At 67.6% G+C, this 26,349-nt stretch carries 28 protein-coding genes; 10 read left to right on the plus strand and 18 right to left on the minus strand.

What is annotated here, in order from left to right; all coding sequences use genetic code 11:
- Positions 1 to 36: 36 nt before the first annotated feature.
- The 4 genes from BMY35_RS20435 (at position 37) to BMY35_RS20445 (ending at position 1,799) form a co-directional block, all read left to right on the plus strand.
- Positions 37 to 426, plus strand: a complete 390-nt coding sequence (locus BMY35_RS20435) for a GNAT family N-acetyltransferase (RefSeq protein ID WP_093202992.1) — start codon at positions 37 to 39, stop codon at positions 424 to 426.
- 70 nt (positions 427 to 496) lie between these two features.
- Positions 497 to 853, plus strand: coding sequence for a hypothetical protein (locus tag BMY35_RS20440; protein WP_093202995.1), 357 nt, complete (start codon positions 497 to 499; stop codon positions 851 to 853).
- Positions 850 to 1,227, plus strand: coding sequence for a hypothetical protein (locus BMY35_RS37750; RefSeq protein ID WP_143080708.1), 378 nt, complete (start codon positions 850 to 852; stop codon positions 1,225 to 1,227). Before BMY35_RS20440 ends, BMY35_RS37750 begins: the two co-directional genes overlap by 4 nt.
- Positions 1,228 to 1,274: 47 nt before the next feature.
- Positions 1,275 to 1,799, plus strand: a complete 525-nt coding sequence (locus BMY35_RS20445) for a phosphohydrolase (RefSeq protein ID WP_093202997.1) — start codon at positions 1,275 to 1,277, stop codon at positions 1,797 to 1,799.
- Between the two features lie 270 nt (positions 1,800 to 2,069).
- Here BMY35_RS20445 and BMY35_RS20450 read toward each other — a convergent pair whose 3' ends face one another.
- Together BMY35_RS20450 and BMY35_RS20455 are read right to left on the minus strand one after the other, a co-directional pair.
- On the minus strand, positions 2,070 to 3,353 hold the full coding sequence (locus BMY35_RS20450; protein ID WP_093203000.1) for a mechanosensitive ion channel family protein: 1,284 nt from the start codon (positions 3,351 to 3,353) through the stop codon (positions 2,070 to 2,072).
- Between the two features lie 40 nt (positions 3,354 to 3,393).
- On the minus strand, positions 3,394 to 4,347 hold the full coding sequence (locus BMY35_RS20455; RefSeq protein WP_093203002.1) for a histone deacetylase family protein: 954 nt from the start codon (positions 4,345 to 4,347) through the stop codon (positions 3,394 to 3,396).
- An 80-nt stretch (positions 4,348 to 4,427) separates the two neighbouring features.
- On the opposite strand from BMY35_RS20455, the gene BMY35_RS20460 reads away from it, so the two are divergent.
- The 5 genes from BMY35_RS20460 to BMY35_RS20480 are packed head-to-tail and all read left to right on the plus strand — an operon-like array spanning position 4,428 to position 10,155.
- Positions 4,428 to 5,348 carry an AAA family ATPase gene (locus tag BMY35_RS20460; RefSeq protein WP_093203005.1) on the plus strand — a complete coding sequence of 307 codons (921 nt, stop codon included), beginning with the start codon at positions 4,428 to 4,430 and terminating at the stop codon, positions 5,346 to 5,348.
- Positions 5,345 to 6,322, plus strand: coding sequence for a DUF58 domain-containing protein (locus BMY35_RS20465; protein WP_093203007.1), 978 nt, complete (start codon positions 5,345 to 5,347; stop codon positions 6,320 to 6,322). Before BMY35_RS20460 ends, BMY35_RS20465 begins: the two co-directional genes overlap by 4 nt.
- Positions 6,323 to 6,335: 13 nt before the next feature.
- Positions 6,336 to 8,360 carry a transglutaminase TgpA family protein gene (locus tag BMY35_RS20470; RefSeq protein WP_093203010.1) on the plus strand — a complete coding sequence of 675 codons (2,025 nt, stop codon included), beginning with the start codon at positions 6,336 to 6,338 and terminating at the stop codon, positions 8,358 to 8,360.
- Between the two features lie 53 nt (positions 8,361 to 8,413).
- Positions 8,414 to 9,538, plus strand: a complete 1,125-nt coding sequence (gene mltB, locus BMY35_RS20475) for a lytic murein transglycosylase B (RefSeq protein WP_093203012.1) — start codon at positions 8,414 to 8,416, stop codon at positions 9,536 to 9,538.
- Positions 9,535 to 10,155, plus strand: coding sequence for an HD domain-containing protein (locus BMY35_RS20480; protein ID WP_093203015.1), 621 nt, complete (start codon positions 9,535 to 9,537; stop codon positions 10,153 to 10,155). Before mltB ends, BMY35_RS20480 begins: the two co-directional genes overlap by 4 nt.
- A gap of 2 nt (positions 10,156 to 10,157) precedes the next feature.
- Here BMY35_RS20480 and BMY35_RS20485 read toward each other — a convergent pair whose 3' ends face one another.
- From BMY35_RS20485 to glpD, 16 genes are all read right to left on the minus strand, one after another.
- Positions 10,158 to 10,646 carry a hypothetical protein gene (locus BMY35_RS20485; protein ID WP_093203017.1) on the minus strand — a complete coding sequence of 163 codons (489 nt, stop codon included), beginning with the start codon at positions 10,644 to 10,646 and terminating at the stop codon, positions 10,158 to 10,160.
- On the minus strand, positions 10,643 to 11,713 hold the full coding sequence (locus BMY35_RS20490) for a beta-ketoacyl synthase N-terminal-like domain-containing protein (RefSeq protein ID WP_093203020.1): 1,071 nt from the start codon (positions 11,711 to 11,713) through the stop codon (positions 10,643 to 10,645). Before BMY35_RS20490 ends, BMY35_RS20485 begins: the two co-directional genes overlap by 4 nt.
- A complete protein-coding gene (locus BMY35_RS20495) occupies positions 11,710 to 11,985 on the minus strand; it encodes an acyl carrier protein (RefSeq protein WP_240652281.1) in 276 nt (91 codons plus the stop codon). The genes BMY35_RS20490 and BMY35_RS20495 overlap by 4 nt, the downstream gene beginning before the upstream one ends.
- Positions 11,982 to 13,139, minus strand: a complete 1,158-nt coding sequence (locus BMY35_RS20500; RefSeq protein ID WP_093203022.1) for an ABC transporter permease — start codon at positions 13,137 to 13,139, stop codon at positions 11,982 to 11,984. The genes BMY35_RS20495 and BMY35_RS20500 overlap by 4 nt, the downstream gene beginning before the upstream one ends.
- A 10-nt stretch (positions 13,140 to 13,149) precedes the next feature.
- Positions 13,150 to 14,058: an ABC transporter ATP-binding protein gene (locus BMY35_RS20505; RefSeq protein ID WP_093203025.1), complete on the minus strand. Its 909-nt coding sequence runs from the start codon at positions 14,056 to 14,058 to the stop codon at positions 13,150 to 13,152.
- Entirely contained in the window at positions 14,058 to 15,038 is a 981-nt protein-coding gene (locus BMY35_RS20510; RefSeq protein ID WP_093203027.1) for a BtrH-related acyltransferase DarH, read from the minus strand. The genes BMY35_RS20505 and BMY35_RS20510 overlap by 1 nt, the downstream gene beginning before the upstream one ends.
- On the minus strand, positions 15,035 to 15,430 hold the full coding sequence (locus tag BMY35_RS20515; protein WP_093203030.1) for a DarG family dialkylresorcinol biosynthesis protein: 396 nt from the start codon (positions 15,428 to 15,430) through the stop codon (positions 15,035 to 15,037). The genes BMY35_RS20510 and BMY35_RS20515 overlap by 4 nt, the downstream gene beginning before the upstream one ends.
- A gap of 2 nt (positions 15,431 to 15,432) precedes the next feature.
- Positions 15,433 to 16,566, minus strand: a complete 1,134-nt coding sequence (locus BMY35_RS20520) for a beta-ketoacyl-ACP synthase III (protein ID WP_093203033.1) — start codon at positions 16,564 to 16,566, stop codon at positions 15,433 to 15,435.
- A complete protein-coding gene (locus BMY35_RS20525; protein ID WP_093203035.1) occupies positions 16,556 to 17,545 on the minus strand; it encodes a hypothetical protein in 990 nt (329 codons plus the stop codon). The genes BMY35_RS20520 and BMY35_RS20525 overlap by 11 nt, the downstream gene beginning before the upstream one ends.
- Positions 17,546 to 17,748: 203 nt before the next feature.
- Complete coding sequence (locus BMY35_RS20530) at positions 17,749 to 19,482, minus strand: ABC transporter substrate-binding protein (protein ID WP_093203037.1); 1,734 nt, start codon at positions 19,480 to 19,482, stop codon at positions 17,749 to 17,751.
- Between the two features lie 111 nt (positions 19,483 to 19,593).
- On the minus strand, positions 19,594 to 19,902 hold the full coding sequence (locus BMY35_RS20535) for a DUF2160 domain-containing protein (RefSeq protein WP_093203039.1): 309 nt from the start codon (positions 19,900 to 19,902) through the stop codon (positions 19,594 to 19,596).
- Between the two features lie 12 nt (positions 19,903 to 19,914).
- On the minus strand, positions 19,915 to 20,727 hold the full coding sequence (locus BMY35_RS20540) for a carbohydrate ABC transporter permease (protein ID WP_093203041.1): 813 nt from the start codon (positions 20,725 to 20,727) through the stop codon (positions 19,915 to 19,917).
- Complete coding sequence (locus BMY35_RS20545; protein WP_093203043.1) at positions 20,724 to 21,614, minus strand: carbohydrate ABC transporter permease; 891 nt, start codon at positions 21,612 to 21,614, stop codon at positions 20,724 to 20,726. Before BMY35_RS20545 ends, BMY35_RS20540 begins: the two co-directional genes overlap by 4 nt.
- Positions 21,611 to 22,681: an ABC transporter ATP-binding protein gene (locus tag BMY35_RS20550; protein WP_093203046.1), complete on the minus strand. Its 1,071-nt coding sequence runs from the start codon at positions 22,679 to 22,681 to the stop codon at positions 21,611 to 21,613. The genes BMY35_RS20545 and BMY35_RS20550 overlap by 4 nt, the downstream gene beginning before the upstream one ends.
- A 2-nt stretch (positions 22,682 to 22,683) precedes the next feature.
- Complete coding sequence (locus BMY35_RS20555) at positions 22,684 to 23,757, minus strand: ABC transporter ATP-binding protein (protein WP_093203048.1); 1,074 nt, start codon at positions 23,755 to 23,757, stop codon at positions 22,684 to 22,686.
- A 30-nt stretch (positions 23,758 to 23,787) separates the two neighbouring features.
- Complete coding sequence (gene glpD / locus BMY35_RS20560; protein WP_093203050.1) at positions 23,788 to 25,446, minus strand: glycerol-3-phosphate dehydrogenase; 1,659 nt, start codon at positions 25,444 to 25,446, stop codon at positions 23,788 to 23,790.
- Positions 25,447 to 25,568: 122 nt separating this feature from the next.
- Between glpD and BMY35_RS20565 the strand changes: the two genes are divergently transcribed.
- Entirely contained in the window at positions 25,569 to 26,339 is a 771-nt protein-coding gene (locus tag BMY35_RS20565; RefSeq protein ID WP_093203053.1) for a DeoR/GlpR family DNA-binding transcription regulator, read from the plus strand.
- The last annotated feature ends 10 nt before the right edge of the window (positions 26,340 to 26,349 follow it).

Below are 26,349 nucleotides of genomic sequence, written 5' to 3' on the forward strand. Positions count from 1 at the left end.
CTTGGACGGCTACAGTCGGCTAGAAGGAGACATCTGATGCAGGTTCGCGACTTTGCAGCCTCTGACCTTGATGCGGCTTATCAACTCCTCGTCTCAAGCGGCTGGAGCCATCGCGTCCCAAGTGCTCAATACCTGCAACGACTTGTCGCTGCCTCGCAACGCACAGCAGTCGCGTCACTCGACGGCCAAGTCATCGGCTTTGCTCGCGCAATCACAGACGGCATATCGAACGGATACCTGTCAATGATTGTTGTCGCCGATGCGCATCGTCGGCGAGGTGCGGGCAAGGCCCTCGTAAATCACATTGTCGGGACGGAACCTGGAATTACCTGGGTCCTGCGTGCCGGCCGTAGCGGTGCATCGGAATTCTTCGCCAAACTAGGGTTTGTCGCATCCAGTGATGCGATGGAGCGTCAGCGTCGCTGACGGCCAGGATCCGTCGTTCGCAGAAGAGTCTCAATTCGCCCCAGAGCGGTCGCCTGAAGTAACCAGCAAGATGAACTCTGAACTCGAAACTTGGATCCTCGAGGTCGGTGACCTCGTCATTCAGAGGCAGGCCGATGGAGGCGTGAGCGCGCTGTCCGAACCGGAGCGCGCCATCTACCGGATGTGGCTGATCGACTACGCCGTGAGAAATTCAGGTTCGTTTGGACCACTAGAGGACATGGACTCCACTGCTCTCGCAGACCTCGCGACATTTGCAAGGGATGCGCGACTCTTGGGGCTGGCTTCATGGCTGGCGCTGTCGAGCGATGAAGAAGCCTTCTGCGCGACTTACCATGACCGCTTTGACGAGGGCTGCGCAGAATTGAAGGCCTTCTATGAAGGCAGTGGCGCGCAGACCGGCTCATGACGACCACAACCAGTCGTTCGCAACAGCCGTTGAAAATGGACATCACACGCATCCAGCGCTCGGTCTTCTACCGCTATCAGCATGTGATTGGTCCGAAGTGCGTCTTGGTTTCCGTCCGCTTTGGAAAGGCGCCGCTGAACGGCCCTCCAGTGATTCGGCTACTTGCGATGAACCGAACGGAGAGTGCGGTCCAATTTGACTTGGCGAATCACGTGTCCGAGATACTTGCTGGCGTGGCTCGGGCAAATTCTGAATGTGGAACCTGTCTCGAAGTGGAAGCGATTGAAGTGGTTCCTGACGACTACCCAGGAAAGGGACACGCTGAGCATGTCGCGTACAAAGTCGCTATGGCCGTGGGTCGGGGCGACGTATAGCCGAAGCGAGCCAGGAGCGGAGATTCAACGATCTCGTCAAGACGAAGATGCTGCGTAATCGCACAGATGCATACCAACTCCTGAAGCGGCTCGGTGCTCCTCCGCGCTTGCTACTCCATGTTCAATTGGTCGGAGAAGCCGCCGACATGCTTGTGGAGGGCTATAAAAAATTGGGGCTAAACCTCGATGCGAAACGAATCGAGTTGGGAGTGGCAATCCACGATGCCGGAAAAATTGGCCATCCAGAGGAGATGAGCGGACCAGGGTCGCTCCATGAAGCCGAAGGCAAGCGGTTGATGCTTGAGAACGGTGTTCAAGTCGAGATAGCCGAGTGCTGTGTATCTCATGCAGCATGGCGAAGCCCCGGCCTGAAATTGGAGGAGCTCTCCGTTGCGCTTGCTGACAAGCTATGGAAAGGGAAGCGGGAGGAGGAACTGGAACTTCTTGTAATCGACAAAGCTGCGCAGTACTTGGGGACGGACCGTTGGGAAGTATTCGCTGCGCTTGATTCTGTGTTCGAGGACATCGCGGCTGGAGGCACGGAACGTCTACAGCGCAGCAACATCGAGTGATAACGCAAAGCGTCTACCGCGCAAATACGATGACTGCTATCGGCCTCTAGTGATTACTGCTCAGGACCCATAGCAGTCGGTCCCTGACTCCGGTCCCGGTCGGATGGCCGATCCACTCAGCCTGGAAGTGAAAGGCACGCCATCCGAAACCCGTGTGAATTGCTCGGCGCTCTGAAGAGCCCCCTGTGACGCTGCGATTCGAAACCCACGAACATCCTTGCCTCCAACGCGCAATGGCCAATGCGCGCGAACACGGGAAACCTCGATCGCCTATTTTTCCGCGACCTCGCCAGCAAGGGCCGCACCGGCCGGAAGAGACTCCACCCGCACCACCCGCTGCGGATAAGGAATATCGATCCCCGCCCCCCGCAACCCATCGAGGATCGCGATGTTGATCGCCGAGCGCAGGTTGTCCTTGCCCTTGTCCGGATCGGCCACCCAGAAGTTGAGCGTGAACTCCAGCCCGTCGGGCGCGAAGTTCATGAGGAAGGCCACCGGGGCCGGGTCGGTCATCACGCGCGGCTGGGCCTTGGCCGCCTCGCAGAGGATGGACTGCACCAGCGCCACGTCGCTCTCGTAGCCGACCACGATGGTGGTCGTGATGTTGAACTTGCGGTCGGCCAGCGAGAGGTTCTCCACGCGGCTGGTGATCAGCGACTCGTTCGGCACGATGGCTTCGCGCCCGTTGCCCGCGCGGATGAGCGTGTAGCGCGTCTTGATGTCGGTGATGCGGCCCTCGAAGGTGTCGACCTTGACGTTGTCGCCGATGCGGATGGAGCGCTCGAGCAGGATCACGAAGCCGCTGACATAGTTGGCCGCGAGTTTCTGCAGCCCGAAGCCGAGGCCCACGCCGAGCGCGCCGCCCAGCACGGAGAGCGCCGTCAGGTCGACCCCCACCGCCGAGAGCGCGAACAGCAGGCCCACCAGCAGCAGGAAAGCGCGCACCGCGTTCGACGCCACCTTGCGCATCGACAGGTCGGTGACGGCCTCGCGCAGGATGCGTTTCTCGATGGTGCTGGAGATCCACAGCGAGATCATCAGCACCACGCCCGCCGACAGCACGCCCTGGAAGATGGTCTGCAGGCTCACGCGCGTCTTGCCGAAGGCCAGCGTGATGTCGTCGAGTTCGGCCAGCACCGGCGGCAGCAACCCGACGATCCAGAGCACCGCCGCGATCCAGGCCAGCCACGAGATCGTGCGCTCTATCAGCCTGACGAGATTGGAGGCCGGGAACACCGCCCTGAGCACCCGCGCGAACAACCTGATGACCGCCAGCGACAGGAACACCGGCACCGCGATGCGCAGCACCAGCACGGTCTGGAAGTCGATCACCACGCGCCGGGCGAGATCGGTGAACACCAGCGCCAGCAGCGGGAACAGCAGCCCGTCGAAGGTGCTCTCGCCGAACCAGATGGAATCCTTGGGCTGGTCGCGGCCGAACCACTTGCAGATGGCCCAGGCCAGGGCCACGCAGGCCACCAGCGCGATCAGTTCGATGCCAAGGCCGCGCGCGTCGACCTGGCTCAGTCGTTGGAGGAAATCGTTGAAATTCATCTATCGGGACAGGACACCGGCGTCGGCCGTGCCCGCTGCGTCACAGGGAAGCCAGCACGCGGATGTGGGCTTCCACGCTGCGCGCCAGTGCGTCGAGGTTGTAGCCGCCTTCGAGCATCGAGACTATGCGCCCTTTCGAATGCCGCTTCGCGACATCGTGTATGCGGCTCGTGATCCAGGCAAAGTCGTTCTCGTTGAGGCCCAGCTGGCCCAGGTCATCCTCGCGGTGCGCGTCGAAGCCGGCGCTGACGAAGATCATCTGCGGCTTGAACTCCTCCAGCCGCGGCATCCAGGTCGCCTCGATCATCTCGCGCACGTCCATGCCCCGGGTGTAGGCCGGGATCGGCAGGTTGAGCATGTTCGGCGCCGGGTGATTCGTGCCGCTGTACGGGTAGAACGGGTGCTGGAAGAAGCCCACCATCAGCACGCGCGGGTCGTTGGAAAGAATGTCCTCGGTGCCGTTGCCGTGGTGCACGTCGAAATCGACGACGGCCACGCGCTCGATCCCGTGCGCCTCGATGGCGTGCCGCGCGGCGATGGCCACGTTGTTGAAGAAGCAGAAGCCCATCGCCTGCTCCCGGCAGGCATGGTGGCCGGGCGGACGCACCGAACAGAAGGCGTTTTCCAGGTCGCCGGCGATCACCGCATCGGTGGCGGCGATCGCAGCGCCGGCGGCGCGGCGCGCGGCCAGCAGGGTGTAGCGGGTGAGCGTGGTGTCGGGGTCGAGCTGCGCGTGGTCGGGGCCGCCGGCGGGCTCGTCGGCCACCAGGCGCTGGTGCAGCGCCTCCAGGTGCTCGACGTGCTCCGTGCTGTGCGCCCGGGTGAGCTGCTCCAGCGTGGCCAGCGGCACCTCGCGGTGCTCCAGCGCGTCGCCCACGCCGGTGAGCAGCAGGCGGTCCTCGATGGCATCCAGCCGGCCGGGGCACTCGGGATGCCCTCCGCCCATGTCGTGCTTCCAGAAGTCCCGGTGTGTGAAGTAGCCTGTCTTGCCCATGTGTCTCTATCGCCACGTCTAGACCTCACGCAGCATGGGGCCGGCGGGTCTTACGGTATCGTTTGCATATGGATACAAATATGGACGTTGCCGCAAAGCTAGCCACTTTGTTAACTCAGCTTAACACGGTGATCGTGGGCAAGGAGGCCCAGGTTCGCGACTGCGTGGCCTGCCTGCTGGCCGGCGGCCACCTGCTGATCGAGGACGTGCCGGGCGTGGGCAAGACCACCCTCGCCCACGCGCTCTCGCACACCTTCGGGCTGCAGTTCTCCCGCGTGCAGTTCACCGCCGACCTGATGCCGGGCGATCTCTCGGGCGTGGCGATCTACGACCGGGGCCAGCAGGCCTTCACCTTCCACCCCGGGCCGATCTTCGCGCAGGTGCTGCTGGCCGACGAGATCAACCGCGCCAGCCCCAAGACCCAGAGCGCGCTGCTCGAGGCCATGGAGGAGAAGCAGGTCACGGTCGAGGGCGAGACCCGCCCGCTGCCCACGCCCTTCTTCGTGATCGCCACCCAGAACCCGCAGGACCAGCTCGGCACCTTCGCCCTGCCCGAGTCGCAGCTCGACCGCTTCCTGATGCGCATCTCGCTCGGCTACCCCGACCGCGCCGCCGAACGCCAGCTGCTCGCGGGCGTCGACCGCCGAGAAATGCTCGCCACCCTGCCCGCGATGCTGACCGCCGGCGAGCTGACAGCGCTGCAGCAGCGCGTGCAGCAGGTGCACGCGGCCGATCCGCTGCTCAACTACGTGCAGGACCTGATCGCCGCCACCCGCTCGGGCCGCTGGTTCCTGCAGGGCCTGTCGCCGCGCGCCGGCATCGCGGTGCTGCGCGCCGCCAAGGCGCAGGCGCTGCTGGCCAACCGCAACTACGTCGCGCCCGACGACGTGCAGGCCGTGCTGCCCCAGACGATCGCGCACCGCCTCACGCCCGTGGGCGACGCGGGCCGTGGCGCCGTCGAGCAGGTGCGCGCGATGATCGCCGCCGTGCCATTGCCGTGAGCCCTGTCGGCGTCATCCGCTCGCGCATCGACGGCTGGTTCCTGTCACGCCGGCCGCCATCCGATACGCTGGAACTCACCCAGCGCAACGTCTACATCCTGCCCACGCGCGCCGGCTGGACGCTGGGCGCGACGCTGCTGGTGCTGCTGATCGCCTCGATCAACTACCAGCTCAACCTGGGCTACCTGCTCACCTTCCTGCTCGCCGGCAGCGTGGCCGTGGGCATGCATGTGTGCCACGGCACCCTGCGCGGGCTGGCGATGCACATGGTGCAGCCCGAGGCGCATTACGCGGGCGCCGCCGCCGCCTTCCGGGTGGTGCTGCACAACACCAGGCGCCGGGTGCGCTACGGCATCGGCATGGCGGTGCGCGGCAGCGGGCAATGGGCCTGGACCGACGTGCCGGCCGAAGGAACCTCCACCGTCGAGATCGCCTTCCAGCCCGAGCGGCGCGGGCTGCACCCGGTACCACCGCTCACGGCCGAGACGCGCTTTCCGCTCGGCACCTTCCGCGTGTGGACGGTCTGGCGGCCGGCCGCGCAGATGCTGGTCTACCCGGCGCCCGAGGCCCATCCGCCGCCGCTGCCACCGGGCGAGCCCCTCTCCGGCCCCGCCGCACTGACCGCCTCGATGCGCGCCCACAGCGCCGGCGAGTACGACGGCGTGCGCGCCTACCGCCGCGGCGATCCGCTCAAGCTCGTGGTCTGGAAGAAGGCTGCGCGCGCGCAGGCGACCGGCTCCGAAGACCTGGTCAGCCGCGACACCCAGCAGGCCCAGCGCGAAGAGCTCTGGCTCGACGCGCAGGCCACCGGCCTCGCTGACACCGAAGGCCGCCTCTCGCGCCTGTGCGCCTGGGTGCTGATGGCCGACCGGCTGGGCGTGGACTACGGCCTGCGGGTGGCCGGCCGGGTCGTGAAGCCCTCGCAGGGCGAGGCCCACCGCCGGGCCTGCCTCGAGGCCCTGGCCCTGTGCTGAACGGGAGCGCCGCATGAACAGAGTGATGCGCGAACTCGCCGCCCTGCCCCGCGACGCGCGGGACACGCTTTTTCTTCTCTGCGTGATCGGCCTGATCCTGCTGCCGCAGATCGAAAACCTGCCGTGGTGGTGCTCGGCCCTCACCGCGATGGTGCTGCTGTGGCGCGCCTCGCTGGCCGTGCAGGCGCGGCCGCTTCCCAGCCGGTGGTGGCGCCTTGCGCTGCTGGCTCTGATATTGGGCGCCACCTACGCCACCCACCGCACGCTGCTGGGTCGCGACGCGGGCGTCACGCTGATCGTGAGCCTGCTCGCGCTCAAGACGCTGGAGCTGCGCGCGCGGCGCGACGCCTTCGTCATCTTCTTCCTGGGCTTCTTCGCGATGCTCACGAATTTCTTCTACTCGCAGTCGCTGCTGACGGCCTTCACCATGCTGCTGGCGCTGCTGGGGCTGCTGACTGCGCTGGTCAACGCCCACATGCCGGTGGGCCGGCCGCCGCTGATGCAGGCCGCGCGCACGGCGGGGTGGATGGCGCTGGCGGGCGCGCCGATCATGCTCGCGCTGTTCCTGCTGTTCCCGCGCTTCGCGCCGCTGTGGGGCACGCCCAGCGACGCCATGATGGGCCGCAGCGGCCTGTCGAACAGCATGCGCGTGGGCACGATTGCCGAGCTGGCGCTCGACGACCGCATCGCCGCGCGCATCAAGTTCGAGGACGGCCAGGCGCCGCCGCAGAGCCAGATGTACTTCCGCGGACCGGTGCTGGCGCAGTTCGACGGCCGCGAGTGGACCACCCTGCCCTCATGGGCGCGCGGCTCGCAGTGGGCTTCCAACCTGCGCGTGAGCGGCTCGCCCGTGCGCTACGAGGTCACGCTCGAAGCCAGCAACCGCCCCTGGCTGCTGACCCTCGACGTCGCGCAGCGCCCGCCCGAGGTGCCGGGCTTCGAGGTCAGCGGCACGCCCGACCTGCAGTGGTTCGCCAGCCGCCCGATCAACGACCTCGTGCGCTACAGCGCCGAGAGCTACACGCAGTTCCAGAGCGGCCCGCTCAGGCGCACCGGCGGCCAGCTGCAGGCCTATCTCACGCTGCCGCCGGGCACCAACCCGCGCACCGCGGCGCTCGCCGCAGAGATGCGCGCCGCCCCCGCGCTGGCCCAGGCCGACACGCAGGCCTTCGTGCAGGCTGCCCTGCGCCGCCTGCGCACCGGCGGCTACACCTACACGCTGGAGCCTGGCGTCTACGGCAACGACACGGCCGACGAGTTCTGGTTCGACCGCAAGGAGGGCTTCTGCGAGCACATCGCCTCTGCCTTCGTGGTGCTGATGCGCAACCTGGGCATTCCGTCGCGCATCGTCACCGGCTACCAGGGCGGCGAGCTCAACAACGTCGACAACTACTGGGTCGTGCGCCAGAGCGACGCCCACGCCTGGGCCGAAGTCTGGCAGGAAGGCACCGGCTGGATGCGCGTGGACCCCACCGGCTCCGTGGCGCCGGGGCGCATCGGCCAGTTCCAGCGCCTGACCCCGCAGCCCGGCCTGCTCGCGGGCGCCATCGGCTCGATGAGCCCCACGCTCGCGCAGAACCTGCGCGCCGTCTGGGAGGCCGTGAACAACGGCTGGAACCAGTGGGTACTCAACTACACGCAGAGCCGGCAGCTCAACCTGCTGAAGAACATTGGCTTCGAGGCTCCCAGCCTGGAAGACCTGGGCTACGTGCTGCTGTACCTGCTGGTGGCCGCCAGCCTGGCCGGCGCCGGCTGGACGCTGTGGGAGCGCAGCAGGCACGACCCGTGGCTGCGCCTGCTGGGCCAGGCGCGCACGCGTCTGGCCAAGGCCGGCCTCAAGCTGCCCGACACCGCCCCGCCCCGACAGATGGCGCAGGCCGCCGACGCGCGATTCGGCCCGGCCGCGCAGTCGGTGCGCGACTGGCTGCTCAAGCTCGAGGCGCAACGCTATGCGCCGGCCACGCCCGACTCGCTTTCCACCCTGCGCGCGGAGTTCCGGCGCCTCGCGTGGCCCAGCGCCGATCCCGCAAGGGGCTGAAACCACATGTGTCGCTGAAGAGGGGCCGCGCGGGCGGACGGCACAATGGGCCCATGCGATTCCTTCTTCCCAAGCCTTCGCGCACCGCCACGGCGGCTGCAGCCCTCCTTGCCGCCTGCTGCCTCGCTTGGTCCACGGGGGCCCAGGCCCAGAAGTCTCCCAACGGCCGCAGCGCCGCGGCCAACGCGGTTCGCGGCAGCACGCCCTACGCCACGCGCGACGACGCGATGCAGTTCGCCGACGACGTCGCCGAGCGCCGCGGCCTCGACCGCGAATGGGTGCGCGCCACCATCGGCAGCGCGCGCTTCCTGCCCAACGTGCCGCGGCTGATGCTGCCCGGCCCCGTGGGCACGGTGAAGAACTGGCAGACCTACCGCGGCCGCTTCATCGATCCGGTGCGCATCGCGGCCGGCGTGCGCTTCTGGCGCGCCAATGCCGACACGCTGGCGCGCGCCGAGCAGGTGTACGGCGTGCCGCCGGAAATCATCGTCGGCATCATCGGCGTGGAGACCATCTACGGCCGCAACATGGGCAACTTCCGCGTGATCGACGCGCTGGCCACGCTCTCCTTCGACTTTCCCGATGCACATCCGCGCGCGGCCGACCGCCGGGCCTTCTTCCGCGGCGAGCTCGAAAGCTTCCTGAGCACCGAGAGCCGCACCGCCGAAGACCCGCTCGTGCCAGTTGGCAGCTACGCCGGCGCCATGGGCATGCCGCAGTTCATGCCCAGCAGCATCGCCAAGTACGCGGTCGACTTCGACGGCGACAGCCGCATCGACCTCGTCAACAACCCGGCCGACGTGATCGGCTCGGTCGCCAACTACTTCAAGTCCTTCGGCTGGACGCCCGGCATGCCGGCCATCTACCCGGTGCATTTCGAGGAAGCCCGGCTGCAGAAGGCGCTGCTGCTGGCGCCCGACATCCTGCCGAGCTTCAGTGCCGACAGCTTCGTGGCGGCCGGCGCGGTGCCCGAGGGCGACGGCATCAACCACAAGGGCCTGTTCGCGCTGATCGAGCTGCAGAACGGCCTCGACATGCCGCCGACCTACGTGGCCGGCACGCGCAACTTCTACGTGATCACGCGCTACAACTGGAGCAGCTACTACGCCATGTCCGTGCTCGACCTGGGGCAGGAGGTCAAGGCGGCGATGGAGCAGCAGCAACAGGCGGCAAGGTGACACCCGAGGCGCTGCACGCGAACTGGGCCGCAGCATGGCATGCGCTGGGCGTCGCATCGCCCGGCGACGCGCTTTGCGACGAGCTTCAGCGCCGCTACGCCGAGCCGCAGCGCCACTACCACACGATGCAGCACCTGGGCGAGTGCCTCGCGTGGTTCGAGCGCGAGAAGGCCCTGGCCGAGCGCCCCGGCGAAGTCGCGCTCGCGCTGTGGTTCCATGACGCGATCTACGACGTGCACGCGCATGACAACGAGGCGTGCAGCGCGGACTGGGCCCGCCGGGCGCTGCTTGATGCGGGTGTCGACACCGCGGCGGCGGATCGGGTCCACGCACTCGTCATGGCGACGCGCCACGACGCCGTGCCCCAGGGCCGCGACGCCGAACTACTGATCGACATCGACCTGTCGATCCTCGGCGCCGAACGCGCGCGCTTCGACGAATACGAGCGGCAGGTGCAGGCCGAATACGCCTTCGTTCCCGACGAAGTGCGGCTGCCTCGCCGCCGCGCGATCCTGCAGCGCTTTCTCGACCGCAAGGCCATCTACGCCACGCCGCGCCTGCATGCGCAGCTGGAGGCGCGGGCGCGCGCTAACCTGCAGCGCTCGATCTCAGGCTGATTTCAGGTCGGCACCAGGCGCCACCATTCGGAGCGCGCGGGCTCGCCGTTTCGCTCCTCTTCCACGACGCCGAACAGAAGCCCGTCCGGCGAGGCACCCAGCTTCGCCAGCCGCAGCACCTGAGCCGCATCGCGGCACAGCGCGAAGCTCGCATCGCCCTGCCACTCGAGACACCGACCGACCTCGGCCAGCATCAGCGCGGGCTGGCTCTGCATGAAGGTGAAGGGCATCGGGAGCCCGGCGTCGAGCTGGGCCAGCCCGGTGTGCGTGGCGCCCCAGGCGCCGCGCTGGCTCGAAACGCGGATGCGCGCGCCCGGCGGCAGCGCGGCTTCGCCGGCGACACCGAGGCAGCAGCGCGCGCCGTACATCGCCAGCTCGGTCCACAGGCCCACGCGGCGCGGCCTTCGGCCTATGCGCTCCGCCAGATCGTCGCGCCATCCCTCGGGCGGCGGATGCGCGACGAAGTGGGCAGCGGTGCGCCAAGTGGTCATGCGCCCGTGTCCTTCAACACCAACGAGGCGTGCCCGCCGCCGAAGCCCGAGAAGTTCAGCAGGATGTTGCGCAGCCTTCGCGGCGCCTCCTCGCTCAGCGCGATGCCCAGCGACCCGTCGAGCGGGTAGTCGACCGACGGCCACGCGCCGCCTTCGATGCAGCCGAGCAGCAAGGCCAGCTCCGCCGCCCCCGACGCGCCGAGCGTATGGCCCAGCACCGACTTAAGCGACACCAGCGGCGGCATCGGATCGAACACCTGCTTCAGCGCCTCCGCCTCGATGGCGTCGTTCACCGGGCTGCCGGCGGCCTGCACCTTGACGAGGTCGATGTCGCCCGGCTGCAGGCCTCCTTGCGCCAGCGCGCCGCGGCACATCGCGTGCACGGCCGTGGCCTCGGTGCCCGAGGGATTGCGGCCATCGACCACGTTGACGCCACCGGCAACCTGCCAGCGCGAAGGCCGCGACGACAGCCGCAGCGCGGCCACCGCCTCGCCCAGCACCAGTCCCCTGCGCCCTTCGCCGAAAGGCTGGCCACTGTCGGGGGCCAGCAGCTGCATCGCGCCGAAGCCGGCCACCGTGAAGCGGTTGCACATCTCGGCGCCGATCACCAGGGCTTCGTCTGCTTCGCCGGCGCGGATCAGGTCGACGGCCGCCAGCACGGCGTTCAGCGACGAGGTGCAGGCGGTGGACACGGTGAACACCGGCCCCCGCCAGTCGAGCGCGCCGGCCACGACGCTGGCGAAGTCCTGCAGGTCGCCGCCCAGCCGCAGGTCCTGCTTCTCGTGCTCCATGAAGCCGATGTCGAGCGAGGACGAGGCGACGAAGAGCGGCGCGGTGCACGGGCCCCAGTCGCCCGTCTGCGCGACCACGCCGCGCACGGTGTCGCGCAGGCGCTGCGTCCAGTCGCCGTCCTTCGGCGCCAGCGCGTAAACCGGCCAGCGGAAGCCCTCGGCCACGTCCACCATCACGGGCGGCACGCCGCCGCGGCGCAGCGATGCGAGCGCGGATGGCATGTCCTCGCCCAGCACGCAGGCCAGGCCGGTGCCGGCGAGGTGGACCGGACTCATGCCTTGCCCGCTTGCGCGAGGTGCTCCGCGAGGTGAACGATGGAAGTCAGCGCCCGGCGCGTTTCCTTGCTGTCGGGCATGCGCACGCCGAAGCGCTGCTGGATGGTCATCGACACCTGCAGGGCATCGAGCGAGTCGAGGTCGAGCCGGGAGTCGGGGCCGAACAGCGGCTCGTCGTCGCCCAGGCCTCCGGGCGGCTCGCCCTTCTCGACGGCTTCGAGCACCATGGCCTTGAGGCTGGCAATGAATTCAGGGGTGACGGTGATGCTCACGATGCGCGCCTGCGAAACAGAAAAACGGCCAGGACGAACATCAGCGCCGCGAACGCGACCAGCCGGCCGACCTGCGGCAGGGTGTCGGCCACGCCACCGCCGCGCAACAGCACGGTCAGCAGCGCCTCCAGCCCCCAGTTCATCGGAGAGATCTCGACCAGCCGCTGCATGAAGCCCGGCATGACGAACTTGGGCACCATGATGCCGCCCGCTGCCGCCATCAGCACGTTGACCATCGGCCCGATGGTGGCCGCCTGCGCATGGCTGCGCACCACGCAGGCCAGCGCGAGCGACAGGCTCACGGCCGCCAGGCTCACCGCCGCAAGCGACAGCAGCAAGGCGCCCCAGCTGATGCCCGCGAGCGACAGCGCGTCGCCGCCGATCAGCGGCATGAACCAGATGCCGGCCGCCAGCATCAGCACCGCCTGCAGCGCGTTCACGCCCAGGTACGGCAGCGCCTTCGACGCCAGCAGCATGCCGCGCGACACGCCCAGGCTCTGCAGCCGGCCGAGCGCACCCGAGCTGCGCTCCTGCACGAACAGGCTGGAAAGCGAGGCCACCACGAAGAACATGCCGAACACCAGCCAGGCCGGCACGTTCTGCTGCACCGAGGTGGGCCGGGGTCCGGCGGTGGAGAAGCGCTCGGCGTGCACCATCGCCTGGATGGATGCGTCCGGCGCCGGCCCCGCCGTTCCGGGCACCGCCAGCGCGAGGCGCGCCTTGAGCTCGCCCGATGCACCGATGAGTTCGGCACGCAGCGCGTTGAACAGGTTGGCGTCGATGCCCGGCTCGGTCAGCAGCCGGATGCGCGCCTCGGTCGACAGCGCGGCCGACTCCAGCTCTTCCGAAAGACCCGGCTCCATCACGATCACGTACTTCAGCGAGCCGTTGCGCAGCCGCTCCTGCCAGTCGGTGCCCAGCGGCTGCGGTGCGCCGTGGCCGCGCTGCCAGAGCTGCTTGAGCCACTGCGCGGGCGTCGCGGTGTCGCGCATGTCGACGGCGTAGCTCAGCTCGGCCAGCGGCGGGCGGTATATGTCCTTCAGCGTGAGCGACATCAGCACGATGAAGACCATCGGCATCAGGAACAGCGCGGCAAGGCCGTGCATGTCGCGCGTGAGGGCGATCAGTTCCTTCCTGATGAGCGCGAGAAGCATGGGCGTCCGTTCAGTCGCGCAGCGAGCGGTGAGTGAGCGCCATGAAGAGCTGCTCGAGGTCATGCCGGCCGAACTCGGCGTGGCGCACCTCGATGCCCTCGGCCTCCAGCGCGGCCAGGACCGGCGCGGGGCCGCTGCCGGGGTTGAGGTGGATGCGCCAGTGCACGCCGCCCTGCTCCACAGTGCCGAAGCGCGAGAGCATGTCGGCATCGAGCCCGTCGGCCGCCAGCGTGAGCAGCATCGCGCTCTTAGACAGAAGCTCGTCGAGCGACCCTTCGCGCAGCACGTGGCCGCGGTCGAGGATCGCGACGCGGTCGGCGATGGCCTCGATCTCCTCCATGTAGTGCGAGGCGTAGATCACCGCCGCGCCCTGCTGCGCGAGGCTCTTGATGGCATCGAGGATGAAGGCGCGCGACTGCGGATCGACGCCCACCGTGGGCTCGTCGAACAGCATCAGCTCCGGCTCGGGCAGCAAGGCGATGGCAAGGTTGAGCCGGCGCTTGAGGCCGCCCGAGAGCCGCTCGGCGCGCACGGCGGCAAACTGCTCGAGCTGCGCGAACTGCGTGCATGCCTCGATGCGCTGCTTCCTGCGCGTGCCCGCAAGCCCACCGGCCGCGGCGAACACCGCGAGGTTCTCCGCCACGGTCAGCATCGGATAGAAGGCATGCTCCTGCGGCGCGACGGCGATGCGGGTGGGCGTCTTCGCGCGCACCGCCTTCAGCGGCTCGCCGTCGATGCGGATCTCGCCCGACTGCACGGCCAGCGCGCCCGACAAGTGCGAGATCAGCGTGGTCTTGCCCGCGCCATTCGGTCCCAGCAAGCCGAGCACGCAGCCCTTGGGCACGGCGAGCGACACGTCGACCAGCGCGGGCTTGTCCGCATGCGGGTAGCGGTAGCTGAGCTGGCGCAGCTCGAGCATCAGGCGACGGCGGCCTTCAGGTCGCGAAAGAAGTTTTCCTCTTGCTGCGCCTGCTCGCGCAGCTTGGCCGCCAGCGCGGCCGGGTCGACCGCCTCGCGCCCCTTCACCATGCGCGCGGCCTTGAGCGCGAAGGCGCGCCAGCCGTCGCCGATGGCGATGAGCCGCTCGGACATCTGCTGCAGCTGCGGCTTGTCGAGCAGCTGCGCGGCCTCCTGCAGGAAGCCCGCGTAGATGAAGCGGAAGCCCGCCCCGCCCGTGCCGATTTCTTCCTGCATGCGCACCACATGGCCGATGAAGTCCACGCTGCGCGGGTCGGCCGGCGACAGCTTCTGCATGCGCGCGGCCAGCGTGCGCATTCCGCGCACGCCGACGATGGGAATGGGCGCGAGCATGGTGCGCACCGTCTTGCGGATGGCCTTGACCACCGAGGCCGCGTCCACCGCCTTGCGCTCGATGGCCTGCGGGTAGTACATGAGCCCCTTGGGCGCCAGCACGCCCTTGGCGAAGCGGGCGCGCGCGAGGTCGCTGCTCGGGCAGCGCACGGGCTCCTCGAACACCGGGTCGCTGATGAGGTAGTCGTCGCCGTCCTTGCCGTACACCAGCAGGTTGTGCGCATTGAAGTGGAAGCGCATGTTCTGCGGGAAGTACGGCAGCCAGTACACCGAGGTCTGCAGCCCCACCAGCTTGCCGTCGGCCAGCAAGGCGTCGAGCCGCTTCTGCCCGGCCTCGGCGCTGCCGAAGGTCTCGAAGCGGAATCGCGCGGCCATCGGCGCCAGCAGGCCCTTGATGATGGCCTTGGGCGGCATGCGATACGAAATGAGCGGCAGGCCCGACAGCTTGATGAATGGCAGGTACGCGAACGAGAGCGCGGACGAAAGCCCGAGCGCCATGCTCTCGCTCATCGGCGCGCCGTGGTGGCGCATGAGGCTGGAGATGACGCCGCTTTCGCAATGCGCCGCCTGTTGATGCTGGAAGTTCACGGCAGCCCCTGCAAGGTGGAAACGGGCAGGCCCAGCGCTTCGCCGTAGCGTGCGAGCTGCGCCGCCGAAAGCGAAGCGAAGTGGCGCGGCTGCAGGTGGCGGCGCACGCGCCATTGCCAGAAGCCGCTGGTCTGCGAGAGCAGCGCCACGTCCATGCGGCGCTCGTACATCCAGTATTCGAGCGGCGAGGCCAGCCCCGCCTTCACGCGCTCCTTCGCGGCGCGGGCCTGCTCGACCAGCACGTCGACCGCGTGGCTGGTGACGATCTCTTCCGCCTCCCAGCCGCGCGAGGTGGTGGTGACCACGCGGCCCTGCGCATCGCGCGCGTACATCAGCTTGGAATGGCCGTCGAGGGTCGCGTTGCCCTCCTGCGGCACGGCATCGAGGTCCATGGCTACACCGCCTCCATGTAGATGAAGCCGCTGGAGAAGCGGCCGCTTTCCGGCACGAACATCAGCAGCTTCTGGCCGGGCTTGATGCGGCCCGAGCGGAACAGCTCGTCGAGCATGATGTACGGCGAAGCCGAGCCTGTGTTGCCCTTGGTCGCGAGGTTGCTGAACCAGCGCTCGCGCGGAATCGGGAAGCCCAGCTCCTCGAGGCTGCGGCTCACCGGCTCCACGAAGTATTGCGACGACAGGTGTGGCAGGAACCAGTCGACGTCGGCAGGCCTGAGCCCCCTGCGCTCGATGACCTGCGCCAGCGGCTCTGCCAGCGTGGCGCGCACGATGTTCTCGTTGAGCAGGCGCACGTCCTGCTTCACGGCGAAGGTCGATTCGCTGCGCCATTCCTCGGGCGACTTGCGCGCCCAGCCATCGAGGCCGCCCTCGGCGTTCTTCTCGGCGCCCGCGTACATGCAGGCCGGCAGCTCGTGCGCGGCCGAGGAAAGGTCGATCCAGTCGATGCGCAGCGACAGCGGCCCGCGCGGCTCGCGCTCAAGCAGCACTGCGCCCGCGCCGTCGGAGAGCATCCAGCGCAGGAAGTCCTTCTCGAAGGCCAGCTCGGGCCGCGCCTCCAGCGCCTCGAGCTTGTGCTCGAACTCGGCCTCGAAGCGCGAGCCGCGCATCACGGCCGAGGCCAATTCGGAGCCCGTGGCCACTGCGCGGCGCGCGTCGCCCGCGCGCACCGAGAGCCATGCATGCTTCAGCGCCGCGGCGCCGGCCAGGCAGATGCCCGCGCAGGCCACCACCTCGAGGCGCGGCCAGCCGAGCTCGCCGTGCACCATCACCGCGTGATTGGGCATGAGCTGGTCGGGCAACGAGGTGCCCGTGACGAGGCAGTCGACCTGCCCCACGTCGCCCAACGCGCGGATGGCGCTGGCCGTGAGCTGGGCGTTGGTCATCGCCAGCTCGCCGGTGGCGCGGTCGATGGCGTAGTGGCGCGACCGGATGCCGTTGCTGCGAAGGATCAGCCGCCGCGCGCGGGACGCCTTGCCGCCGATGCGACCGAGGACGTCTTCGATGTCTTCATTGCTGACCGGAGAAAAGGGCAGAAAGGCGGCGGTGCGGGTCAGGAAGACATCAGTCGTCATAGAGAGGGGTGCGGTCCGTGGCTGAGCCCGACGGGCACTCGAATTTGGCGGTCATTCTAGTCAGCCACCCTCTGAACAGAGGTCGCAGAAGCGCCTGCAGGCTCAGGCTCACGGGCACCACCGTAATGATCAGTACCAGCAGAAACAGCACGTACAAAAGAAGCAGCGGCTTGCGCTGCCACGCGCCGGGCCCGCCGGCGGCCATGATGAGCTTGCCCCAGAGGTAGAAGCTGCGGGTGCCGGCCTTCTCGCTGATGAGCAGCCTGGCGTTGGCCTGCACCGCCCCGAGGCCGGCCAGCAGCGGCTGCGAGCCGCGCTCCAGGTCCTTGTGCAGCGCATCGCGCAAGGCCCGGCCGAAACGGGCCGTACCCGCGATCTGGTCGGTACTGAGCCCGGCGTCGGGCATGCCCCAGAAGCCGCGCTTGCGGCCCCAGATCAGCCAGGCCGGCGTGGTGAAGAAGGTGGCGAGCGTGGGGCCGGGGTCGGTCAGCACCACGTTGTCGATCAGCCGCGCACCCACGTCGTCGAGCATGCCCTTGAGCTTTTCCTGCGCCAGCAGCCACATGTTGCGGCAGGCGATGACCGTGACCACCGGCTTGCCCCTGAGCAGCCGCGCCGCCACCGGATGCTTGAGGAAGGCGGCCACCGGCTGCGAGGGCGCCAGGAACCATACCTGGTACGGCAGCACGACGAGGTCGAAGTCTTCGTCGCCCGTCAGCGAGAGCGGCGCCAGCGGCTGCGGCTTCATGTGGGCCGACTCCGGGAACGCGTCGAAGAACGTCAGGAAGGGCCAGGGAAAGGGGTACGGCTGCAGCGGGCGGAGCACTTCCTCATGCACCTGTATTGCCGGATCGGCCCGCAGCGGCGCCACGATCCGGTCGGCGACCTCGTCGAGCTGGCCGGACTGCGAATAGCGCAGGACGAGGACGCGCTTGACGCTCGGAGACGCGCTGGAAGGGCTGGAAAGACTGGAATTCACTGGCTGGGGCTTTTCGGGGGCCGTCGAATGTACGCGAAGCAGGTAGCGAAAGCATCTGCCAATGGTCATGGCGTCGCGGCAATCAGACGCTCGAAACGGCCAAATGGCGGCAAACGGCCGGCAATGCGGAAAAACGAGCACAAAAAAAGGGCCGCGCCTCGCGGCACGGCCCTTTGTATTGCCGGATAACGGTCTGGCGGCGCTCAGCGCACCTTGCCTTCCTTCCAGGCGCTCAGCAGCTTGTTGTAGTCGATGGTCTCGCCCTTCGGCTTCTCGTTGGCCAGCTTCTTCCACGGGGCGTGGTCGTCGCTCAGGTACTTGGCCGGGTCACCCTTCGGGTTGAGCTTGGGCGCGCACTTGGCCATGCCGGCGCGTTCCAGGCGGGCCATCACGTTGTCCATCTCGTCGGCCAGGTTGTCCATGGCCTTCTGCGGGGTCTTCTCGCCCGTCACGGCCTCGGCCACGTTCTTCCACCACAGCTGCGCGAGCTTGGGGTAGTCGGGCACGTTGGTGCCGGTCGGGGTCCAGGCCACGCGCGCCGGGCTGCGGTAGAACTCGATCAGGCCGCCGTACTTGTTGGCGTTCTGCGTGAAGTAGTCCGAGCGGATGTCGCTGTCGCGGATGAAGGTCAGGCCGGTGATCGACTTCTTCAGCGAGGTGGTCTTGGCGGTGATGAACTGGGCGTAGAGCCAGGCTGCGGCCGTCTTGTTGGCGTCATGGCCCTTGAAGAAGGTCCACGAGCCCACGTCCTGGTAGCCGTTCTGCATGCCCTGCTTCCAGTACGGGCCGTTCGGGCCGGGGGCCATGCGCCACTTGGGCGAGCCGTCTTCGTTCACCACGGGCAGGCCCTTCTTGGTCATGTCGGCGGTGAAGGCCGTGTACCAGAAGATCTGCTGGGCGATCTGGCCCTGCGCGGGCACCGGGCCGGCTTCGCCGAAGGTCATGCCCATGGCTTCCTTGGGCGCGTACTTCTTCATCCAGTCGATGTACTTGGTGAGCGCGTACACGGCAGCCGGCGAGTTGGTCGCGCCGCCGCGAGCCACCGAGGCGCCGGTGGGCGTGCACTTGTCGGCAGCCACGCGGATGCCCCACTCGTCGATCGGCATGCCGTTGGGGATGCCCTTGTCGGCGGAGCCTGCCATCGACAGCCATGCGTCGGTGAAGCGCCAGCCCAGCGACGGGTCCTTCTTGCCGTAGTCCATGTGACCGTAGATCGGCTTGCCGTCGATGGTCTTCACGTCGGTGCTGAAGAACTCGGCGATGTCTTCGTACGCGCTCCAGTTCAGCGGCACGCCCAGGTCGTAGCCGTACTTGGCCTTGAACTTGTCCTGCAGGTCCTTGCGCGCGAACAGGTCGGCGCGGAACCAGTACAGGTTGGCGAACTGCTGGTCGGGCAGCTGGTAGAGCTGGCCGTCGGGCGCGGTGGTGAAGCTGGTGCCGATGAAGTCCTTCAGGTCGAGGCCGGGGTTGGTGAACTCCTTGCCGGCGCCGCCCATGTACTCGGTCAGCGACATGATCTTGCCGTAGCGGTAGTGCGTACCGATCAGGTCGGAGTCGGACACCCAGCCGTCGTAGATCGACTTGCCCGACTGCATCGAGGTCTGCAGCTTCTCGACGACGTCGCCTTCCTGGATCAGGTCATGCTTGACCTTGATGCCGGTGATTTCCTCGAAGGCCTTGGCCAGCGTCTTCGATTCGTACTCGTGGGTGGTCAGGGTCTCGGAGACGACGGACACCTCCTTGACGCCCTTGGCCTGCAGTTTCTTGGCGGCCTCGATGAACCACTTCATTTCCTCCATCTGCTTGTCCTTGGACAAGGTCGATGGCTGGAACTCGCTGTCGATCCATTTCTTGGCTTCGGCCTCGCCGGCCGTTGCGGCGCCATGCGCGGCGAACATCGCCGCTGCAAGTGCCAGTGCCGTGTAGCGCATCTTCATGGAACTGTCTCCTCGGTTGTTGCTTCCCCGGTGTTGTGTCCGATCACGGCTCCGGGGAGGCGGAGAGCCGGAACGCTTTTGGAAGAAGGAAAGAAGCGAAGCGGCGCCCGCTCAACCCTTGCGCATCACCAGCGCGAGCAGGGCCATCGACAGCACGAAGCTGATCCAGACCGAGGGCTCGGCCTCGAGGCTGAACCACTCCTGGAACTTGCCCGCCAGGCCGACGAAGACCAGGTTCACGTAGGCCGCCGACAGCAGCCCGATGAAGAGCCTGTCGCCGCGCGTGGTGGCCATCGGCAGCCAGCCGCGCCGCAGCGTGGTGGGCGACTTGAGCTCCCAGATCGTCATGCCGACCAGCATGAGCGCGATGCAGATGAAGAACACGGCCACCGGGGTGGTCCAGACCATCCAATCGAACATTTCCGTGCCTCCTCAAACACGACCCATCGCGAAACCCTTCGCGATGTAGTGACGCACGAACCAGATCACGATGGCACCCGGCACGATGGTGAGCACGCCGGCCGCTGCCAGCGTCGCCCAGTCCATGCCCGACGCGCTCACCGTGCGCGTCATGGTCGCCACGATGGGCTTGGCGTTCACGCTGGTGAGCGTGCGCGCCAGCAGCAGCTCGACCCAGCTGAACATGAAGCAGAAGAACGCCGCCACGCCCACGCCGGCCTTGATGAGCGGCAGGAAGATCGTGAGGAAGAAGCGCGGGAACGAATAGCCGTCGATGTACGCCGTCTCGTCGATCTCGCGCGGAATGCCGCTCATGAAGCCTTCCAGGATCCACACCGCCAGCGGCACGTTGAACAGCAGGTGCGCGAGCGCCACGCCCAGGTGCGTGTCCATCAGGCCGACCGTGCTGTAGAGCTGGAAGAACGGCAGCAGGAACACCGCGGGCGGCGTCATGCGGTTGGTCAGCAGCCAGAAGAAGACATGCTTGTCGCCCAGGAACGAATAGCGCGAGAACGCATAGGCCGCCGGCAGCGCCACGGTGAGCGATATCACCGTGTTGATCGCCACGTAGATCAGGCTGTTGATGTAGCCCGAGTACCACGACTCGTCGGTGAAGATGCGCGCGTAGTTCGACCAGGTGAGCTGCTGCGGGAAGAACGAGAAGCTCGACAGGATCTCCTCGTTCGTCTTGAAGCTCATGTTGATCATCCAGTAGATGGGCAACAGCGCGAACAGGATGTACAGCACCAGGAAGATGCTGCGCTTGTGAAATCTCTTCTCGTTCATTTCTCCACCTCCGCTTCCTGCGTGCCGACCCGCTGCATCCAGTTGTAGAGCACGAAGCAGAACAGCAGGATGATGAGGAAGTAGATCAGCGAGAACGCCGCCGCCGGCCCCAGGTCGAACTGGCCCACGGCCTTCTGCGTGAGGTACTGGCTCAGGAAGGTGGTGGCGTTGCCCGGCCCGCCGCCGGTCAGCACGAAGGGCTCGGTGTAGATCATGAAGCTGTCCATGAAGCGCAGCAGCACCGCGATCATGAGCACGCCGCGCATCTTGGGCAGCTGGATGTAGCGGAACACCGCGAACTTGCTCGCGCCGTCGATGCGCGCGGCCTGGTAGTAGGCATCGGGAATGGAGCGCAGGCCCGCGTAGCAAAGCAGCGCCACCAGCGGCGTCCAGTGCCACACGTCCATCACCAGCACGGTGAGCCATGCGTCGGCGGCGCTGCCGGTGTAGTTGTATTCGATGCCCAGCCTCTGCAGGGTGTGGCCCAGCAGGCCGATGTCGGCGCGACCGTAGATCTGCCAGATGGTGCCGACCACGTTCCATGGAATCAGCAGCGACAGCGCCACCACCACCAGCACCGCCGACGACTTCCAGCCCTTGGCCGGCATTGACAGCGCCAGGCCGATGCCCAGCGGAATCTCCACCAGCAGCACCGACAGCGAGAAGCCCAGCTGGCGCCACAGCGCCTCGTGCAGCTCGTCGTCGCGCATCACCGAGGCGAACCATTCGGTGCCCACGAACACGCGGCGCTCGGGCGAGATGATGTCCTGCACCGAGTAGTTGACCACCGTCATGAGCGGCACGATGGCCGAGAAGGCCACGCAGATCAGCACCGGCAGCACGAGCCACCAGGCCTTCTGGTTGATCGGTTTGTTGGTTGCGTTCATGCCACCAGTTCCTCATCCTTGTAATAGCAGGTGTGCGTGTCGAGCACGCGCACCCACACCGTGTCCCCCACCGCCGGCGGGCGGTCGTCCGAATGCAGACGCACCTTCAGCAGGCTGCCGCCGGCGTCCACCGTCAGCATCACGTGCGTGCCCACGTCCTGCACCTGCTTCGCCACCGCCGGCACGGCGCCGGCAGCGCCCGCGTTCGACAGGCGCAGGTATTCGGGGCGAATGCCGATCTTCAGCGGCCCCTGCGGCAGTTCGCGCGTGGGCACCAGCGGCGTTCCAGCCACTTCGATGGTGCCGTTCGCGCTCTGCGCCGAGAGGAAGTTCATGCCCGGCGAGCCGATGAAGTGCCCGACGAAGGTGTGGGCCGGCCGCTCGAAGAGCGCATCGGCGCTGCCCACCTGCACGGCCTTGCCGCGCGTCATCACCACCACCTCCTCGGCGAAGGTGAGCGCCTCGACCTGGTCGTGCGTCACGTAGATCAGCGTGAGCTTCAGCTCGCGGTGGATCTGCTTGAGCTTGCGGCGCAGCTGCCACTTCAGGTGCGGATCGATCACGGTGAGCGGCTCGTCGAACAGCACCGCCGACACGTCGCTGCGCACCAGCCCGCGACCGAGCGAGATCTTCTGCTTGGCGTCGGCCGCGAGGCCGGCGGCGCGCTGGTTGAGCTGGCCGCTCATGTCGAGCATCTCGGCGATCTCGCCGACGCGCTTCTTGATCTGGTCGGCCGGCACCTTGCGGTTGCGCAGCGGGAACGCGAGGTTCTCGGCCACGGTCATGGTGTCGTAGATCACCGGAAACTGGAACACCTGAGCGATGTTGCGTTCCTGCGGCGTGGCGCGCGTCATGTCGCGGCCGTCGAAGGTCACCGTGCCCTGCGAAGGCACCAGCAGGCCGGAGATGATGTTCAGCATGGTCGTCTTGCCGCAGCCCGAGGGGCCGAGCAAGGCGTATGCGCCGCCGTCGCGGAAGCTCATCTTCAGCGGGAGCAGCGCGTAGTCGCTGTCCTGCGTGGGGTTCGGGCGGTAGGCGTGAGCCAGGTCGAGGTCGATGCGTGCCATGACTAGTCTCCCTTGCGCCATGCAGGCGCCAGCGCCAGCTTTTCGCTGGCATCGAACACATAAGCTTGGGACGCGCTGAAGTACAGCGTGAGCGAAGCGCCCAGTTCGAAGCGGTGCACGCCGGTGAGCTGCGCCACCAGTTCGCCCACCGCGGTTTCCACGTGCACGAAGGTGTCGGAGCCCGAGATCTCGGCCAGCTCCACCTTGCCCGGCAGGGCGATGTCGCCCTCCCCCGCATCGACGTTCAATGCGCTCGCGCGCAGGCCCACGGTGACGGGGCCCGACACGCTCTCGGACAATGCCAGCGCCAACGCGGGGCCGCCCGCCATCTGCACGCGGCCGGCGGTGGCGGTGCCGGGCAGCAGGTTCATCGGCGGATCGCTGAAGGCGCGCGCCACGCGCAGCGACTGCGGCGCATGGAACACCTCGGCCGTGGGGCCGTACTGCAGCAGCTCGCCGGCGTCCATCACCGCGGTGTAGCCGCCGAGCAGCAGGGCTTCGCCCGGCTCGGTGGTCGCGTAGATCACGGTCGAGTCGCCGGTGGCGAAGAGCTGCGTGAGCTCCTCGCGCAGGCCTTCGCGCAGCTTGTAGTCGAGGTTGACCAGCGGCTCGTCGAGCAGCATCAGCGGCGCATTCTTGGCGAGCGCGCGCGCCAGCGCCACGCGCTGCTGCTGCCCGCCCGAGAGCTCCTGCGGATAGCGGTCGAGGAACATGCCGATGTGCAGCTTGTCGGCCAGCGCCTTCACGCGCGCATCGATGTTCGATTCGCCGCGCAGCTTGAGCGGCGACGCGATGTTGTCCGCCACCTTGAGCGACGGATAGTTGATGAACTGCTGGTAGACCATCGCGACGTTGCGTTCGCGCACGGGCATGCCGGTCACGTCCTTGCCGTCGACCATCACCTTGCCGGTGGTCGGCGCGTCGAGGCCCGCCATCAGCCGCATGAGGCTGGTCTTGCCGGCCTGCGTGGCGCCGAGCAGCACGGTGACCGCGCCGCTCTTCGGCGCGATGCTCTGCTCGTAGAGCCATGTCTGCGCTCCCACCTTCTTGGTGACGCGCTCGAGTGTCAATTGCATTGGCGCTCTTCCTCTTCCCTTGTGTCCGGCCTAGTTGTCGCTGGCGCGGGGTTGTTGCTGCTGCAGCCAGCGCGCGACCTGCTCGCGCTCTTCGGGCGTGTAGTGCAGGCCCAGCTTGGAGCGCCGCCAGAGCACGTCTTCGGCGCTCACGGCCCACTCGTTGTCCTGCAGGAAGCGCAGTTCGCGCTCGAACAGGCCGGGCGCCACTTCGGCACCCAGGTCGGCGAAGGACTTCGCCTCGCCCAGCAGTTGATCGATGCGCGCGCCGTAGGCCCTTGCGAGTCGGCGCGCCAGCTGGCCGTAGAGCCACGGGTACCTGGCCTGCACGGCTGACACGAAGCGCTCGAAGTCGTCGTCGGGCCGCTTCGCCGCGCCGATCCAGCCCGACAGGTCGCCGCCCGCGAGGAAGGCGCCGTCGGTCCATGCCGGGCGTTGCGCGCCCGTCTGGCCCAGCATGCGCCCGACTTCGTCGGCCGCGTCCTCCGCCAGCTTGCGGAAGGTGGTGATCTTTCCGCCCCACACCGACAGCAGCGGCGCGGCCTCGGTGTTCGACTCGAGCAGGTAGTCGCGCGTGACGGCCGAGGGATCGCCCGAATCGTCGTCCAGCAGCGGACGCACGCCCGAGTAGGTCCAGACCACGTCGGAAGGCGCGATGGGCTTGTCGAAGTAGCGGCTGGCCTGGGTGCAGAGGTAGTCGATCTCTTCCTGCGCGATGCGTGCGGCGCCGGGGTCGTCGCCGGTGAGCTCGATGTCGGTGGTGCCGATCAGCGTGAACTCGTCCTGGTAGGGAATGGCGAAGATGATCCGCTTGTCGGGGTTCTGGAAGATGTAGGCGTGGTCGTGCTCGAACAGGCGCGGCACCACGATGTGGCTGCCCTTCACGAGCCGCAGGCTCTTGGTGGCCAGGGCTTCGCCCCTTGCCGACTGCGCAACGCCGCGCAGGAAGGATTCGGCCCACGGCCCCGCGGCATTGACCACCGCGCGGGCACGCAGCGTGCGCTTGTTGCCGTCGGCTCCCAGCAGCGTGGCGGTCCAGCCGTCGGCGTCGCGCTTCGCATGCACGCAGCGCGTGCGGGTCAGCACCTCGGCGCCGCGCGCCTGGGCGTCCAGCGCGTTCAGCACCACGAGGCGCGCGTCGTCCACCCAGCCGTCGGAATAGATGAAGCCGCGCTTGTACTGCTCCTTCAGCGGCTTGCCGGCGGCGTGGCGGCGCAGGTCGACGCTGCGCGAACCGGGCAGCACCTCGCGGCGGGCCAGGTGGTCGTACATGAACAGGCCGATGCGGATCATCCAGGCCGGGCGCATCGACGGGTCGTGCGGCATCACGAAGCGCAGCGGCCACATGATGTGCGGCGCGCTCTTGAGCAGCACCTCGCGCTCCTGCAGCGCCTTGCGCACCAGCGAGAACTCGTAGTACTCGAGGTAGCGAAGACCGCCGTGGATCAACTTGGTGGAGGAAGACGAAGTGTGCGAGGCGAGATCGTCCTTTTCGCACAGCACCACGCGCCAGCCGCGGCCCGCGAGGTCGCGCGCGATGCCGCAGCCGTTGATGCCGCCGCCGACGATGAGCACGTCGCAATCGGTGGCCGGCGCTGGCGAAACGGAAGAAAAATCGCTCACAGGAATTGGGTCCGTTGAAGCGTGACTTTGGTCACTGACGGCGGCCATTGTATTTTCGTGTTTTTTCATTTGGATTCCTTTTGGCGCGATTTTCCTACGAGTTTTCCCTTAGTTGGCTTCGTTTTTTTTCGCTTTAAAGTGACGCGCCCGGCCTCCGAAGCCGAAGTCTTCCCGCTTTCCACGACGCTCCTGTGAACTCCAACCCGCGCCAGATCAACCTCCTGGACACCGTGCGCGCGCGCGGTTCCGTCACCGTCGAGCAACTGGCCGACATGCTCGGCGTCACCCTGCAGACCGTGCGGCGCGACGTGCAGCGGCTGGCCGACGAAGGGCTGCTCACGCGCTTCCATGGCGGCGTGCGCGTGCCCAGCTCGACCACGGAGAACATCGGCTACCAGCAGCGCGAGACGCTGCACGCAGAAGGCAAGGCGCGAATCGCGCGCCGCGTGGCACAGCTGGTGCCCAACGACTGCTCGCTGATCCTGAACATCGGCACCACCACCGAGGCCATCGCCAAGGCGCTGCTGCGCCACACGGGCCTGCGCGTGATCACCAACAACCTGAACGTGGCCACCATCCTCAGCGGCAACACCTCGTGCGAGGTGATCGTGGCGGGCGGCTCGGTGCGCCCGCGCGACCGCGCCATCGTGGGCGAGGCCACCATCGACTTCATCCGCCAGTTCAAGGTCGACATCGCGCTGATCGGCGTGTCGAGCATCGAGGCCGACGGCTCGCTGCGCGACTTCGACCTGCGCGAGGTGAAGGTGGCGCAGACCATCATCGCGCAGGCGCGCGAGGTGTGGCTGGCCGCCGACGCGAGCAAGTTCAACCGGCCGGCGATGATCCAGCTGGGCACGCTCTCGCAGATCGACCGGCTCTTCACCGACGCGGAGCCGCCGGCGCCGTTCGCCGACCTGCTGCACGCGGCGCAGGTGCGCCTGGAGATCGCGCGCGAAAACTGACAAGAAGGAA

This window comes from Variovorax sp. YR750 (assembly GCF_900109805.1).
Classification (GTDB): domain Bacteria; phylum Pseudomonadota; class Gammaproteobacteria; order Burkholderiales; family Burkholderiaceae_C; genus Variovorax; species Variovorax gossypii.

Bases quoted from the DNA above. Each gene is read 5' to 3' on its own strand.
- BMY35_RS20435 (WP_093202992.1), top strand. From the start codon at position 37: ATGCAGGTTCGCGACTTTGCAGCCTCTGACCTTGATGCGGCTTATCAA.
- BMY35_RS20440 (WP_093202995.1), top strand. From the start codon at position 497: ATGAACTCTGAACTCGAAACTTGGATCCTCGAGGTCGGTGACCTCGTC.
- BMY35_RS37750 (WP_143080708.1), top strand. From the start codon at position 850: ATGACGACCACAACCAGTCGTTCGCAACAGCCGTTGAAAATGGACATC.
- BMY35_RS20445 (WP_093202997.1), top strand. From the start codon at position 1,275: ATGCTGCGTAATCGCACAGATGCATACCAACTCCTGAAGCGGCTCGGT.
- BMY35_RS20450 (WP_093203000.1), bottom strand. From the start codon at position 3,353: ATGAATTTCAACGATTTCCTCCAACGACTGAGCCAGGTCGACGCGCGC.
- BMY35_RS20455 (WP_093203002.1), bottom strand. From the start codon at position 4,347: ATGGGCAAGACAGGCTACTTCACACACCGGGACTTCTGGAAGCACGAC.
- BMY35_RS20460 (WP_093203005.1), top strand. From the start codon at position 4,428: ATGGACGTTGCCGCAAAGCTAGCCACTTTGTTAACTCAGCTTAACACG.
- BMY35_RS20470 (WP_093203010.1), top strand. From the start codon at position 6,336: ATGAACAGAGTGATGCGCGAACTCGCCGCCCTGCCCCGCGACGCGCGG.
- mltB (WP_093203012.1), top strand. From the start codon at position 8,414: ATGCGATTCCTTCTTCCCAAGCCTTCGCGCACCGCCACGGCGGCTGCA.
- BMY35_RS20485 (WP_093203017.1), bottom strand. From the start codon at position 10,646: ATGACCACTTGGCGCACCGCTGCCCACTTCGTCGCGCATCCGCCGCCC.
- BMY35_RS20490 (WP_093203020.1), bottom strand. From the start codon at position 11,713: ATGAGTCCGGTCCACCTCGCCGGCACCGGCCTGGCCTGCGTGCTGGGC.
- BMY35_RS20500 (WP_093203022.1), bottom strand. From the start codon at position 13,139: ATGCTTCTCGCGCTCATCAGGAAGGAACTGATCGCCCTCACGCGCGAC.
- BMY35_RS20505 (WP_093203025.1), bottom strand. From the start codon at position 14,058: ATGCTCGAGCTGCGCCAGCTCAGCTACCGCTACCCGCATGCGGACAAG.
- BMY35_RS20515 (WP_093203030.1), bottom strand. From the start codon at position 15,430: ATGGACCTCGATGCCGTGCCGCAGGAGGGCAACGCGACCCTCGACGGC.
- BMY35_RS20520 (WP_093203033.1), bottom strand. From the start codon at position 16,566: ATGACGACTGATGTCTTCCTGACCCGCACCGCCGCCTTTCTGCCCTTT.
- BMY35_RS20530 (WP_093203037.1), bottom strand. From the start codon at position 19,482: ATGAAGATGCGCTACACGGCACTGGCACTTGCAGCGGCGATGTTCGCC.
- BMY35_RS20535 (WP_093203039.1), bottom strand. From the start codon at position 19,902: ATGTTCGATTGGATGGTCTGGACCACCCCGGTGGCCGTGTTCTTCATC.
- BMY35_RS20540 (WP_093203041.1), bottom strand. From the start codon at position 20,727: ATGAACGAGAAGAGATTTCACAAGCGCAGCATCTTCCTGGTGCTGTAC.
- BMY35_RS20545 (WP_093203043.1), bottom strand. From the start codon at position 21,614: ATGAACGCAACCAACAAACCGATCAACCAGAAGGCCTGGTGGCTCGTG.
- BMY35_RS20550 (WP_093203046.1), bottom strand. From the start codon at position 22,681: ATGGCACGCATCGACCTCGACCTGGCTCACGCCTACCGCCCGAACCCC.
- BMY35_RS20555 (WP_093203048.1), bottom strand. From the start codon at position 23,757: ATGCAATTGACACTCGAGCGCGTCACCAAGAAGGTGGGAGCGCAGACA.
- glpD (WP_093203050.1), bottom strand. From the start codon at position 25,446: ATGAAAAAACACGAAAATACAATGGCCGCCGTCAGTGACCAAAGTCAC.